General features: G+C 46.3%; 10 protein-coding genes. 7 read left to right on the forward strand and 3 right to left on the reverse strand.

All coding sequences use genetic code 11. From position 1 onward, the window contains the following. Positions 1-11 precede the first annotated feature (11 nt). From atpA to BCT49_RS19655, 6 genes are all read left to right on the forward strand, one after another. Positions 12-1,553 carry a F0F1 ATP synthase subunit alpha gene (gene atpA, locus BCT49_RS19630; protein ID WP_004735737.1) on the forward strand — a complete coding sequence of 514 codons (1,542 nt, stop codon included), beginning with the start codon at positions 12-14 and terminating at the stop codon, positions 1,551-1,553. Positions 1,554-1,601: 48 nt separating this feature from the next. Continuing rightward, positions 1,602-2,468: a F0F1 ATP synthase subunit gamma gene (atpG, locus tag BCT49_RS19635; RefSeq protein WP_017107530.1), complete on the forward strand. Its 867-nt coding sequence runs from the start codon at positions 1,602-1,604 to the stop codon at positions 2,466-2,468. Between the two features lie 34 nt (positions 2,469-2,502). Further along, entirely contained in the window at positions 2,503-3,906 is a 1,404-nt protein-coding gene (atpD, locus tag BCT49_RS19640) for a F0F1 ATP synthase subunit beta (protein WP_017107531.1), read from the forward strand. Between the two features lie 18 nt (positions 3,907-3,924). Continuing rightward, positions 3,925-4,347 (forward strand): F0F1 ATP synthase subunit epsilon, encoded by a 423-nt coding sequence (locus BCT49_RS19645; RefSeq protein WP_017107532.1) that lies wholly within the window; start codon positions 3,925-3,927, stop codon positions 4,345-4,347. A 184-nt stretch (positions 4,348-4,531) separates the two neighbouring features. Beyond that, positions 4,532-5,890, forward strand: a complete 1,359-nt coding sequence (gene glmU / locus BCT49_RS19650; RefSeq protein WP_102437604.1) for a bifunctional UDP-N-acetylglucosamine diphosphorylase/glucosamine-1-phosphate N-acetyltransferase GlmU — start codon at positions 4,532-4,534, stop codon at positions 5,888-5,890. 220 nt (positions 5,891-6,110) lie between these two features. Next, complete coding sequence (locus BCT49_RS19655; protein WP_102437658.1) at positions 6,111-7,715, forward strand: diguanylate cyclase; 1,605 nt, start codon at positions 6,111-6,113, stop codon at positions 7,713-7,715. Between the two features lie 106 nt (positions 7,716-7,821). On the opposite strand, the gene punC is transcribed toward BCT49_RS19655, so the two are convergent. Then, complete coding sequence (punC, locus tag BCT49_RS19660; RefSeq protein WP_102437606.1) at positions 7,822-9,033, reverse strand: purine nucleoside transporter PunC; 1,212 nt, start codon at positions 9,031-9,033, stop codon at positions 7,822-7,824. 163 nt (positions 9,034-9,196) lie between these two features. Here punC and punR point away from each other — a divergent pair, with 163 nt between their 5' ends. After that, the gene (gene punR, locus BCT49_RS19665; protein WP_065104226.1) at positions 9,197-10,111 is read left to right on the forward strand and encodes a DNA-binding transcriptional activator PunR; all 915 of its coding nucleotides are present in this window, start codon (positions 9,197-9,199) and stop codon (positions 10,109-10,111) included. 101 nt (positions 10,112-10,212) lie between these two features. Here the strand turns inward: punR and ilvA are convergent, their stop codons facing one another. Together ilvA and ilvD are read right to left on the reverse strand one after the other, a co-directional pair. Continuing rightward, positions 10,213-11,757 carry a threonine ammonia-lyase, biosynthetic gene (gene ilvA / locus BCT49_RS19670; RefSeq protein WP_102437607.1) on the reverse strand — a complete coding sequence of 515 codons (1,545 nt, stop codon included), beginning with the start codon at positions 11,755-11,757 and terminating at the stop codon, positions 10,213-10,215. Positions 11,758-11,760: 3 nt separating this feature from the next. Next, complete coding sequence (ilvD, locus tag BCT49_RS19675) at positions 11,761-13,602, reverse strand: dihydroxy-acid dehydratase (protein ID WP_102437610.1); 1,842 nt, start codon at positions 13,600-13,602, stop codon at positions 11,761-11,763. Between the last annotated feature and the right edge of the window lie 27 nt (positions 13,603-13,629).

Raw genomic sequence — 13,629 nt, forward strand, 5'->3', positions numbered from 1 at the left:
GGGATTGGAGCATGCAACTTAATTCCACTGAAATTAGCGATCTAATTAAACAACGTATTGAATCTTTCGACGTTGTTAGTGAAGCTCGCAATGAAGGTACTATCGTTTCTGTAAGCGATGGCATCCTTAGCATCCACGGCCTAGCGGACGTGATGCAAGGTGAAATGATCGAACTACCGGGTGGCCGTTACGCGCTAGCACTAAACTTGAACCGTGATTCGGTTGGTGCTGTTGTAATGGGCCCGTATGCTGACCTACAGGAAGGCATGAAAGTTACAGGTACTGGTCGTATTCTTGAAGTACCAGTAGGTCCTGAAATGCTTGGTCGTGTTGTAAACACGCTAGGTGAGCCAATTGATGGTAAAGGTCCTATCGAAGCGAAACTAACTTCGCCTGTAGAAATTATCGCACCAGGTGTAATCGACCGTAAATCGGTAGATCAACCTGTTCAAACTGGTTACAAGTCAGTTGACTCAATGATCCCTATCGGTCGTGGTCAACGTGAACTAGTAATCGGTGACCGTCAGACTGGTAAAACAGCAATGGCGATCGATGCGATTATCAACCAGAAAGACTCTGGTATTTTCTCTATCTACGTAGCTATCGGCCAAAAAGCGTCGACTATTGCTAACGTAGTTCGCAAACTAGAAGAGCACGGCGCACTGGCTAACACTGTTGTTGTTGTTGCATCTGCTTCTGAATCTGCAGCGCTGCAATACCTTGCACCGTATGCTGGTTGTGCGATGGGTGAATACTTCCGTGATCGCGGCGAAGATGCACTGATTGTTTATGATGATCTATCTAAGCAAGCGGTAGCTTACCGTCAAATTTCACTACTACTTAAGCGTCCACCTGGCCGTGAAGCGTTCCCTGGTGATGTTTTCTACCTTCACTCTCGTCTACTAGAGCGTGCTGCTCGTGTAAGCGAAGCATACGTAGAAAAGTTCACTAACGGTGAAGTGACAGGCAAGACTGGTTCTTTAACTGCTCTTCCTATCATCGAAACGCAAGCTGGTGACGTATCTGCATTCGTACCAACGAACGTAATCTCGATTACTGATGGTCAGATCTTCCTACAAACTGAACTATTCAACGCGGGCGTACGTCCAGCTGTTGACCCTGGTATCTCAGTTTCTCGTGTAGGTGGTTCGGCGCAGACTAAAATCATCAAGAAGCTATCTGGCGGTATCCGTACTGCTCTAGCTCAATACCGTGAACTAGCAGCATTTGCACAGTTCTCATCGGATCTTGATGAAGCGACCAAAAAGCAACTAGACCACGGTCAAAAAGTTACAGAACTGATGAAGCAGAAACAATATGCTCCTATGTCTGTATTTGACCAAGCTCTAGTAATCTTCGCTGCAGAGCGTGGATACCTTCAAGACGTAGAGCTTTCTAAAGTTCTAGATTTTGAAGCTGCTTTACTGTCGTTTGCTCGTGGTCAATACGCTGATCTAGCAACACAGATCGACGCAACGGGTGCTTTCAACAAAGAAATCGAAGCTGAGCTGAAGAAGCTTGTTGACGATTTCAAGGCAACCCAGACCTGGTAATTGGTAGGTGGTCTTAGGGCCACCTCATACCATTAACGGAGAGTAACGATGGCCGGCGCAAAAGAGATACGTAATAAAATCGGTAGTGTTAAAAGCACACAGAAGATTACGAAAGCAATGGAAATGGTAGCAGCTTCAAAAATGCGTCGTTCTCAAGACGCAATGGAAGCTACTCGTCCATATGCAGAAACAATGCGTAAAGTGATCGGTCATTTGGCTAATGGTAGCCTCGAGTATAAGCATCCTTATCTTGAGGAACGTGAAGCCAAACGTGTTGGTTACATCATCGTTTCTACAGACCGTGGTCTTTGTGGTGGTTTGAACATTAACTTGTTCAAGAAAGCTATGAATGACATGAAAGATTGGTCTGAGAAAGGTGCTGATGTAGAGCTTGCAATTGTAGGTTCTAAAGCAACAGCATTTTTCAATAACAGCGGCGCGAAAGTAGCAGCTCAAGTTTCTGGTCTGGGCGATCGTCCAAGCCTTGAAGACTTGATTGGCTCTGTAAGCGTTATGCTGAAGAAATATGATGAAGGTGAATTGGATCGCCTGTTCGTAGTGTTTAACAGATTTGAAAACACTATGGTTCAAGAACCAACGATCGATCAATTACTTCCTTTGCCTAAATCAGACAGCGAAGACATGAAACGCGATCATGCTTGGGACTACATTTATGAGCCTGAGCCAAAACCATTACTAGATGCACTATTAGTTCGATACGTCGAATCTCAAGTGTATCAAGGTGTGGTAGAGAATCTTGCTTGTGAGCAAGCGGCTCGAATGATTGCAATGAAATCAGCAACAGATAACGCTGGTGACATTATTGATGACTTAGAACTTGTGTATAACAAAGCCCGTCAATCGGCGATTACACAAGAACTTTCTGAGATCGTTTCAGGCGCAGCTGCGGTTTAAGCTTAGGTAAAACTAAATAGTTAGAGGATTAACGATGGCTACAGGTAAGATCGTACAGATCATTGGTGCGGTAGTCGACGTAGAGTTCCCACAGGGCGAAGTACCTCGTGTATACGATGCTCTGAATGTTAATGAAGTGAAAGAGCGTCTAGTTCTTGAAGTTCAGCAACAACTTGGCGGTGGCGTAGTACGCGCAATCGTAATGGGTAGCTCTGATGGTTTACGTCGTGGTTTGACAGTTGAAAATACTGGCGCTCCAATCTCGGTACCAGTAGGTACTAAGACACTTGGTCGTATCATGAACGTCCTAGGTGACGCAATTGATGAGTGTGGTGAAATCGGTGCTGAAGAGCATTACGCAATTCACCGCGAAGCTCCAAGCTACGAAGAGCAGTCTAACGAGACTTCTCTTCTAGAAACTGGTGTTAAAGTAATCGACTTGATTTGTCCATTCGCTAAGGGTGGTAAAATCGGTCTATTCGGTGGTGCTGGTGTAGGTAAGACCGTTAACATGATGGAACTTATCAACAACATCGCACTTCAACACTCAGGCCTATCTGTATTTGCAGGTGTAGGTGAGCGTACTCGTGAAGGTAACGATTTCTACTTTGAAATGCAGGAAGCTGGTGTTGTAAACATCGAAAAACCTGAAGAATCAAAAGTAGCGATGGTTTACGGTCAGATGAACGAGCCACCAGGTAACCGTCTACGTGTTGCACTGACTGGTCTAACAATGGCAGAACGCTTCCGTGACGAAGGTCGTGACGTTCTACTGTTCGTTGATAACATCTACCGTTACACACTAGCAGGTACTGAAGTATCAGCACTTCTAGGTCGTATGCCTTCTGCGGTAGGTTACCAACCTACACTAGCTGAAGAAATGGGTGTTCTACAAGAGCGTATCACGTCAACTAAAGCTGGTTCTATCACGTCTGTACAGGCGGTATACGTACCTGCGGATGACTTGACTGACCCGTCTCCAGCAACAACGTTCGCTCACTTAGATGCAACGGTAGTACTTAACCGTAATATCGCATCTATGGGTCTATACCCAGCGATCGACCCGCTAGATTCTACTTCACGTCAACTGGATCCATTGGTAGTTGGACAAGAGCACTACGACATCGCTCGTGGCGTTCAGTCTACACTTCAGCGCTATAAAGAGCTGAAAGATATCATTGCTATCCTAGGTATGGATGAGCTATCTGAAGAAGATAAGCAAGTCGTATCTCGTGCTCGTAAGATTGAGAAGTTCCTAACTCAGCCTTACCACGTAGCGGAAGTATTTACAGGTGACCCAGGCGTTTACGTACCTCTTAAAGAGACTCTACGTGGCTTCCAAGGTCTTCTATCTGGTGAATACGATGACATTCCAGAGCAAGCGTTCATGTACTGTGGTGCAATTGACGAAGCTATTGAGAATGCTAAGAAGCTATAAGGCTAACTAGGAGGCGATATGGCAGCAATAACCTTTCACCTAGACGTTGTAAGCGCAGAGAAACAACTTTTCTCTGGTCTTGTTGAAACGTTTCAGGTGACCGGTAGTGAGGGTGAGCTTGGTATTTTCCATGGTCATACTCCACTGCTGACCGCTATCAAGCCTGGTATGGTGCGTATTGTTAAGCAGCACGGCCACGAAGAAATTATTTATGTTTCTGGTGGTATGGTAGAAGTTCAACCTGGTACAGCGACTGTACTAGCTGATACGGCTATCCGTGGTGAAGAACTAGACGCAGCAAAGGCGGAAGAAGCTAAACGCAAGGCTGTGGAGAATATCCAAAATCAGCATGGCGACATAGACTTCGCACAAGCGGCCGGTGAACTGGCTAAAGCCATTGCTCAGTTACGAGTTATCGAACTGACAAAACAGCGTCGTTAATCTTTTATAAGATTACTGATTCTGAGATAAAGGCGACCTAAGGGTCGCCTTTTTGCATTTTTGGATTCTCAAAAATGTTCCTTTTACATATCAATACCGGTTAAATGGTTATTGCGATTTAATTTTTTGGCCAAAAACGGTTACAATATCGGCTTAATAAAAAATAATGTTGGATAGGTTTACAATGAAGTTTAGCGCGGTAATTCTCGCAGCGGGCAAAGGCACTCGCATGTATTCAAACACACCAAAGGTTCTGCACACTCTTGCGGGTAAGCCGATGGTTAAACACGTTATCGATACTTGTAACGGCTTAGGCGCTCAAAACATCCACTTGGTCTACGGCCACGGTGGTGAGCAGATGAAATCTACGCTAGCGAGCGAGACGGTTAACTGGGCACTGCAAGCTGAACAGCTGGGCACTGGCCATGCGGTCGATCAGGCTTCTGCGCATTTCGCTGATGATGAAAAAGTACTTGTACTATACGGTGATGTTCCGCTTATCTCGCCAGAAACCATTGAAAACCTATTAGACGCTCAACCAAACGGTGGTATTGCACTGCTTACTGTCGTTCTAGATAACCCTATGGGTTACGGTCGTATCATTCGTCGCAATGGCCCTGTCGTGGCAATCGTTGAGCAGAAAGATGCAACCGATGAGCAGAAGCTTATCAAAGAGATCAACACCGGCGTTATGGTCGCAACAGGTGGCGATCTTAAGCGTTGGTTATCAGGCCTAAGCAATGACAACGCACAAGGTGAATACTACCTGACTGACGTTATTGCAGCCGCTCACGATGAAGGCCGTGCGGTTGAAGCGGTTCATCCTGTGAACCCAATTGAAGTTGAAGGCGTTAATGATCGCTCTCAACTGGCTCGTCTAGAGCGTGCTTACCAATCTGAGCAAGCAGACAAGCTATTAAAGCAAGGCGTAATGCTGCGCGACCCAAGCCGCTTTGACCTACGTGGTGAGCTTCAATGTGGTATGGATGTTGAGATTGATACCAACGTAATCATTGAAGGCAGCGTAAGCATTGGTGATAACGTGGTTATCGGCACTGGTTGTGTACTGAAAGACTGTGAGATTGATGACAACACTATCGTTCGCCCATACAGCGTAATCGAAGGTGCGACAATTGGTGAAGACTGTACGGTTGGTCCTTTCACTCGTCTGCGTCCTGGTGCTGACATGCGTAACAACTCGCACGTGGGTAACTTTGTAGAAGTGAAGAACACCCGTCTTGGTGAGGGCTCTAAAGCCAACCACCTAACGTATCTAGGCGATGCTGAAATTGGTCAGCGCGTAAATGTAGGTGCCGGTGCTATCACTTGTAACTACGACGGCGCGAACAAGTTTAAGACCATCATTGGCGATGACGTATTTGTTGGTTCAGATAGCCAACTCATTGCTCCAGTTACTATTGGTAACGGTGCTACCGTTGGTGCTGGCTCTACAGTAACGCGTGATGTTGCTGAAAATGAGTTAGTTATCAGCCGTGCAAAAGAACGCAAGATTGCTGATTGGAAACGTCCAACTAAGAAGTAATTTCTGACGTTTGAAATCTTATTCTGATAAAAGCCAGTAACGATTGTTGCTGGCTTTTTTGTCATCCTTTACTGACAAAAAAATAATCTATTTCCCAATTGTATTTTGTTGTAGTCTTGTTACTATTCGGGCGGTAGTTCTGTAAAATGGAAGTGAACACACTGTGAGACTTGTCGATAAGAAATGGCAGACCCTGCCAATCGTGATTTTATCTTTTTCAATGCTGGTGGGCCTATATGGCTTTTACATCACCTTGGAAAAGTTAGTGGTAGAAAACGAACGCAACCACTTAGTGTCGTTGATGTCTGATGTCGTTTATGAAATCCGTGAAGACAGTAGTTTGTTTACGGATGGTGTCGATGCTGATGACTATATTGGTAACCTTACGCAAGCCAACACACGGTTAAGAATTCAGATTATTAACCCTGATGGCGTGGTGATTGGTGATACTGACCTGTCTGATCATGCACTGGCAAGCGTTGAAAATCATAGTGATCGCCCTGAATTTCAACAAGCTCTGAAAACCGGACTTGGCAGTGATGTGCGTTTTAGTACCGTCACCTCTGTCGACCGAATCTATTACTCCTACAAAGAATCTATCAACGATAACAGTTTCGTTATCGTGATCTCTTCGCCTATGCACCAGCTTAAGCAGATGAACTTCCAGTTAATGGGAATTCTGATCGGTATGGTATTACTGAGCTTGAGTTTCCTGATTGGTACGTCTTATGTAAGTAACCGTCAGATCGTTCATAAAGTCGAAGAAGAACAGAAGAAGCAAGATGAGCGTATTCGCCAAAGAACTCATGAAATAGAACTGATGCACCGCCTCGCGAACATGCTGGCAGCGTGTAATAACATGGTTGAAGCACAGCAGATTGTTTCTGATATCTTGCCGCGAATTCTTGGTAACGTCAACGGCAGTGTTTCTCTGATGCGTGCATCGCGTAACCAGCTGATCACTCAGCTCGACTGGGGAGAAGCGTGGCCGGGTAGCGCAAGCTTTGCACCGGAAGAGTGTTGGTCATTGCGTAAAGGTCGTGCGCATCAATCGAATGATGATTTCCATTCGTTGACTTGTGGGCACATGCACGAGATGGATAACAACCAAACGCTTTGTATTCCGTTGACTGCACACGGCAATACCATCGGTATTATGCACCTTTACTTCGGGGTGGGTGATATCAAGATTGATCCTATTACCGAGCAACTGGCTTTCAGTGTTTCAGAGCATTTAGGATTAGCATTGGCTAACTTGAGCTTACAAGAGAAGCTTCGCTCACAAGCATTGAGCGATCCATTAACCGGTCTGTTTAACCGTCGTTTCTTCGAGCAAAAACTTGAAGAACATTCGATGAACTCCGCCACCAGCGAGCAGCCGTTATCATTGCTGATGCTCGATTTGGATCACTTTAAACGTTTCAATGACAACTTTGGCCATGATGCAGGTGATTTCGTATTGAAAGAGATCAGCGCACTGCTCAAACAGAGTGTGAGTGAAGATGAGATCGCATGCCGATTGGGTGGTGAGGAGTTAGCGATACTGCTTCCGCATTACTCGATGGAACAAGCTACGGAGTTTGGTCAGACATTGTGTGATGCGGTGCGCTCTATGCACCTTGAGCACAAAGGGCTTTCATTAGGGCAGTTGGGCGTCTCTATTGGTGTTGCCACCTATCCTAAACCAGCGTCTGATACTGAATCTTTGGTTAAGATGGCAGACAACGCGCTCTATATGGCCAAAGATATGGGGCGTAGCCGAGTGGTTAACTATGACGAATACAGTCGCCACAAAGCACCAGTATTGGAAGCCGTTGAAGTGTAATCAAAGCGGTATTTAAGTAACCGTAGATATAAAAAAGAGCGAGTAATTTCGCTCTTTTTTGTTTTCTTAAGCTAGAAGCTAGAAGCTAGAAGCTAGAAGCTAGAAGCTAGTCTTGCTTCTCTTCTGCCACTACGCGAGAGTTATCTGGCGCAACAAAGTGATCAGACAGTTCTTTGTTCGAAACGATGTAACCAATCCACAAAGTACCTAAACAAATCACCACAGCAATACCCGTAGCGCTCAGTGCTTGGCTCGCCATTGCAGCAACGAGTGCGCTTGATAGGCTACTAATACTGATCTGAAGGCTGTTCTGTAGGCCTGCAGCCGTTGCTGGGCTCTGTTTTGCGCTTGATAGGGCACGGTTTACTACGATTGGGTAAAGTGCGCCGTTTGCTACTGCAATCAGACAGAACGGTGCCAGTAGAGGCCAAATTGAAGTCAGTTCCCATTGTGATGCGATGAAAATCAGTAACGCAGCAACACTAAACAAACCAATCAGGTTTCGTAACACGATGCCATCACCGTACTTTTTCACTGCTTGCTTACCGAAGTAACCACCCGCCATAAAGGCAATAGTCTGTGGAATGAAGCTCAGGCCAATGTCTTTTGCTTCATAACCTAGTTGAGCCATGATCTCTGGCATACCCGTTAGGTAAGCGAAGAACGCTGCTGACGCCGATGCAAACATCAACACATTGCCCATGTATGGCTTAGACTTAAGTAGCGTCTTAATATCCGTTTTGATCGATGTTTGTTTTACTTCCGGCGCTTCTTTTGGTTGAGCCATTGTCGTTGCGATCAACAATGCGCCCATTAGCGTCAATGTGATAAAGATACTGTGCCAACCAAAGCTGTCTGCTAACAACACACCCAGTTGAGGTGCTAATGCTGGAGATAGTGCTACTAGAGGCATGATAGTCGCAAAAATTTGCTGGCTACTGCTCTGAGAGTAACGCTTGATAACCATTGCTTGCCAAATTACCGCAGGCGCACATACACCGATCGCTTGAATGAAGCGCAGTGTCAGTAGGTGCCATACTTCGGTACTGAATGCTAAGCCGAATGAAGCAGCAGTAAATATCACTAGACCGACAGCTAGCGTATTGCGGTGACCATATTTGTCACTGGCTAGACCCCAAAGAAGCTGACCTAGAGCCATACCGCCAAGGAATACGGTTAGAGACAAGGCGATCTGCTCTGGTCCGGTTGCAAAGTCGACTTCCATTGCTTTAAACGCTGGAAGATACATATCAGTCGCGATGAAACCAAGCATTGAAAGTACTGCAAGGTAGACCAATTGAAATTTAGAAATATTCATAAGATGCCATTAAGCTAAAAGTAGTGATGTTTTTATCATCAAAAAAATTGTTAGATAATCAGGAGTGAAAGTCCCTGTTTATTTATGCTGACATTCTATTTTTCAGAGCTGATAAAATAAAACGCTAAAATATGTAGTTATCAATCAAAAAATTTGAAGGCTTATGTTCTCTAAATCCTCGTTAGAAATGCTTGATACCGTTGCTCGCTTGGGCAGCTTCACTGCGGCTGCTGAGCAATTGCACAAAGTACCATCGGCGATCAGCTATGGGGTTAGGCAGGTAGAGCAAGAGCTTGATGTTTTACTTTTCAGACGCTTACCAAGAAAAGTAGAGCTGACGCCCGCTGGGGAGTTGTTTATTGAAGAGGCTCGCCAGCTGCTGAGGCAAATGGAAGAACTCAGTGCACAAACTCGCCGAGCTGCGCGTGGTTGGAAGAAAACCTTACGTCTAACCCTTGATAATGTGGTTAAGCTCGACAAGATGAAGCCAATGATTGAAGAGTTTTATCAAACCTTTGAGTTCGCTGAACTGCAGATCAACATGGAAGTGTTTAATGGTTCTTGGGAAGCCATTGCACAGGGCAGGGCGGATATTGTGATTGGTGCTACTTCGGCGATTCCGGTTGGCGGTGACTTTGAAGTAAAGGACATGGGGCGGTTAGATTGGGCATTTGTTATGTCACCCAGTCATCCTTGTGTGCGAGAGCAAAACCTCAATGAAGCCTTTGTCAGTCAATATCCGGCGATCTGTTTGGATGATACCTCTAGCGTGCTGCCTAAGCGTCACACTGGTCACTATGCGAGTCAGAGACGTCTTCTATTACCTAACTGGTACAGCGCAATAGAGTGCCTTAAAAATGGTGTTGGGGTGGGTTACATGCCAAGGCATATCGCCGCACCTATTATTGAGCAAGGTTTGCTGGTGGAAAAAATATTGCCCGAGCCAAGCCCGCAGAGTCATTGCTGCTTAGTGTGGCGTAAAGACGACAACCATAAGTTGATCGAGTGGATGGTTAAGTATTTAGGATCGAGTGAACAGCTTCACCAAGATTGGTTGGATCATCGTAAAGCGATCTAAATGATGCGATCTGTTAAGGATCTTCCGAGTGAGGTTTGAATCCGACCAATAAAAAGAGCGAGTTATGATAACTCGCTCTTTTTGATGCTTAGGCCGAACCCTTAAGACAAGAAGAACTTGTAGGAAGGGTTATCGGTTTCATCTTTGCATTGGTAGCCGAGTTCTTCTAAGTGCGTAGAGAACTGAGCCAAATCGTCATCACCAAGCTCAAAACCACACAGCACACGACCGTAATCAGCACCATGGTTACGATAGTTGAACAAGCTGATATTCCAGTGAGTGCCTAAGGTATCAAGGAATTTAATCAATGCACCTGGGTATTCAGGAAACTCAAAACTGTATAGACGTTCTTTCAATGGCTTCGATGGTTTACCGCCAATCATGTAACGAATGTGCAGCTTTGCCATCTCGTCATCAGACAAGTCGACAACCGCGTAGTCACCTTCACGCAGGTCATTGATGATGTGTTGCAGTTCTTCTTGACCACCTTGTAGGCGTACACCAACGAAGATATTCGCTAGGCTTTCGTCGTTGTGGCGGTAGTTAAACTCCGTCACTGCGCGACCACCAATCAGATTGCAGAACTCTAAGAATGCACCTTGTCGTTCTGGAATCGTAACCGCAAGCAGACCCTCTCGCTTCTCACCTAACTCACAACGCTCAGATACATAACGTAGACCGTGGAAGTTGGTGTTAGCACCAGACAATACCGTCGCCAATTGCTTATCTTGCAGTTTGTTTTGTTCAGCAAACTTTTTAAGACCTGCCAGAGCAAGCGCTCCTGAAGGCTCGGCAATCGCACGAGTGTCTTCAAAGATATCTTTTACCGCCGAGCAGATCTCATCGCTAGAAACTGCAATATGGCCATCGATGTACTGCTGGCAAAGGCGGAAGGTTTCTTCGCCAATACGTTTAACCGCAACGCCATCAGCAAACATGCTGACTTGATCCAGTACTACAGGCTCACCCGCATCGAGTGCTGCTTTCAAGCAAGAAGAGTCTTCAGGCTCTACCGCAATCACCTTAATCTCTGGCATTAGCTGTTTAACGAGTACAGCAACACCAGCGGCTAGACCACCACCACCAACCGGTACAAAGATATAATCCATGTGACCGTTTTGCTGCAGCATCTCCATGCCCATAGTACCTTGCCCTGCAATCACGAGTGGGTGATCGAAAGGAGGAACAAAGGTGAAGCCATGTTCAGCTGATAGGCGTTCCGCTTCCGCTTTCGCTTCATCGAAATTACTGCCGTGCAAAACCACTTTGCCGCCAAATCCACGTACCGCATCGACCTTGATATCCGGCGTCGTTTTTGGCATCACGATCGTGGTTTGAATACCCAGCTTAGAGCCAGATAGCGCCATTCCTTGTGCGTGGTTCCCTGCTGATGCTGCGATCACACCTGCGGCTTTCTGTTGTTCAGAAAGGCTTGAAACCATGTTGTAGGCACCGCGCAGCTTAAACGAGTGTACCGGCTGGCGGTCTTCTCGTTTTAGCTGAACCTGATTACCGATACGAGCGCTTAGACGTGGCATATCTTGCAGAGGCGTCACGATTGCTGCTTCGTAAACCGGTGCTCTCAGGATCTGGCGCAGATAATCTGCGCCACTTTGTTTTTTGGGACTGGAGGTGTCGTCACTCATAGATTAGTCCTCAAGTTTTGACTTATCACGCACTGCGCCTTTGTCGGCACTGGTTGCCATGCTCGCGTAAGCTTTCAGTGCGAATGACACTTCACGCTGACGGTTTTCTGGTTTCCAGCCTAATGCATCTTGTTTTTCACGACGTGCTGTTAGTTCCGCTTCTGGTACATCAAGCGTGATTGAACGGCTAGGGATGTCGATAGTGATGATATCGCCCGTGTTAACTAGACCAATTACACCGCCACTTGCTGCTTCTGGAGAAGCGTGGCCGATAGACAGACCCGATGTACCACCAGAGAAGCGACCATCAGTCAGTAGAGCACATGACTTGCCTAGGCCCATTGATTTCAAGTAAGTGGTTGGGTACAGCATTTCTTGCATACCTGGACCACCTTTAGGGCCTTCGTAGCGAATAACCACGACTTCGCCTGCTTTTACTTTACCCGCTAAGATACCTTCTACTGCTGTATCTTGGCTTTCAAATACGATTGCTGGGCCTTGGAATTTAAGGTTTTCTTCATCAACACCCGCAGTCTTAACGATACAACCATCAACGGCGATGTTACCTGAAAGAACCGCTAGGCCGCCTTCTTGGCTGAATGCGTTTTCTTTAGTACGAATACAACCTTCTTTGCGATCGTCATCAAGGCGATCCCAACGGCAATCTTGTGAGAAAGCTTTAGTTGTACGGATGCCCGCAGGGCCAGCACGGAAGAACTTAAGCACGGCTTCGTCTTCTGTCTGCATGATATCGTACTGTGCAAGTTGCTCTTGCATGCTTAGACCAAGCACAGTGCGAGTTTGGTTGTTCAGTAGACCTGCACGGTCAAGTTCACCAAGGATAGCCATCACACCACCAGCGCGGTGAACGTCTTCCATGTGGTACTTAGGTGTTGAAGGTGCCACTTTACATAGGTGTGGAACACGGCGAGACATCGCATCGATATCATCCATATCGAAATCAATGTCGCCTTCTTGAGCGGCCGCTAAAAGGTGAAGAACGGTGTTACTAGAACCACCCATTGCGATATCAAGCGCCATCGCATTATCAAAAGCAGCGCGGTTTGCGATATTGCGTGGCAGTGCTGATTCGTCGTCTTGCTCGTAGTAACGCTTGGTTAGATCAACGATGCGCTTACCGGCATTGATGAACAGTTCTTCGCGGTCTGCGTGGGTTGCCAGCATAGAACCGTTACCAGGCTGAGATAGGCCAAGTGCTTCTGTTAGGCAGTTCATTGAGTTGGCTGTGAACATACCTGAACATGAACCACAGGTTGGACATGCAGAGCGTTCTACTTGCTCACTTTGCTCATCTGAAATCGTTGGATCGGCACCTTGGATCATTGCATCAACAAGGTCGAGCTTGATGATCTGATCTGAAAGCTTGGTTTTACCTGCTTCCATTGGGCCGCCTGATACAAAGATCACTGGGATGTTTAGGCGCATTGCAGCCATCATCATTCCCGGAGTGATTTTGTCACAGTTAGAGATACACACCATTGCATCCGCACAGTGTGCATTGACCATGTATTCTACTGAGTCTGCAATAAGCTCACGTGATGGCAGTGAGTACAGCATGCCGCCGTGGCCCATTGCGATACCATCATCGACTGCGATGGTGTTGAATTCCTTTGCGATACCACCCGCTTTCTCGATTTCACCCGCAACCAGCTGACCCATATCTTTAAGGTGAACGTGGCCTGGAACAAATTGAGTGAAAGAGTTTACAACCGCGATGATCGGCTTACCGAAGTCATCATCTTTAACGCCAGTTGCACGCCATAAAGCGCGCGCACCAGCCATGTTGCGTCCGTGGGTAGTAGTTGCTGAACGATAGATTGGCATTGCTTAAATCCTTATAAAATATTTGGC

Source organism: Vibrio lentus (assembly GCF_002875945.1).
In the GTDB taxonomy this organism is placed as follows: Bacteria; Pseudomonadota; Gammaproteobacteria; order Enterobacterales; family Vibrionaceae; genus Vibrio; species Vibrio apostichopi.

Bases quoted from the DNA above. Each gene is read 5' to 3' on its own strand.
- ilvA (WP_102437607.1), bottom strand. From the start codon at position 11,757: ATGAGTGACGACACCTCCAGTCCCAAAAAACAAAGTGGCGCAGATTAT.
- atpG (WP_017107530.1), top strand. From the start codon at position 1,602: ATGGCCGGCGCAAAAGAGATACGTAATAAAATCGGTAGTGTTAAAAGC.
- BCT49_RS19645 (WP_017107532.1), top strand. From the start codon at position 3,925: ATGGCAGCAATAACCTTTCACCTAGACGTTGTAAGCGCAGAGAAACAA.
- atpA (WP_004735737.1), top strand. From the start codon at position 12: ATGCAACTTAATTCCACTGAAATTAGCGATCTAATTAAACAACGTATT.
- ilvD (WP_102437610.1), bottom strand. From the start codon at position 13,602: ATGCCAATCTATCGTTCAGCAACTACTACCCACGGACGCAACATGGCT.
- punC (WP_102437606.1), bottom strand. From the start codon at position 9,033: ATGAATATTTCTAAATTTCAATTGGTCTACCTTGCAGTACTTTCAATG.
- atpD (WP_017107531.1), top strand. From the start codon at position 2,503: ATGGCTACAGGTAAGATCGTACAGATCATTGGTGCGGTAGTCGACGTA.
- glmU (WP_102437604.1), top strand. From the start codon at position 4,532: ATGAAGTTTAGCGCGGTAATTCTCGCAGCGGGCAAAGGCACTCGCATG.
- BCT49_RS19655 (WP_102437658.1), top strand. From the start codon at position 6,111: ATGCTGGTGGGCCTATATGGCTTTTACATCACCTTGGAAAAGTTAGTG.
- punR (WP_065104226.1), top strand. From the start codon at position 9,197: ATGTTCTCTAAATCCTCGTTAGAAATGCTTGATACCGTTGCTCGCTTG.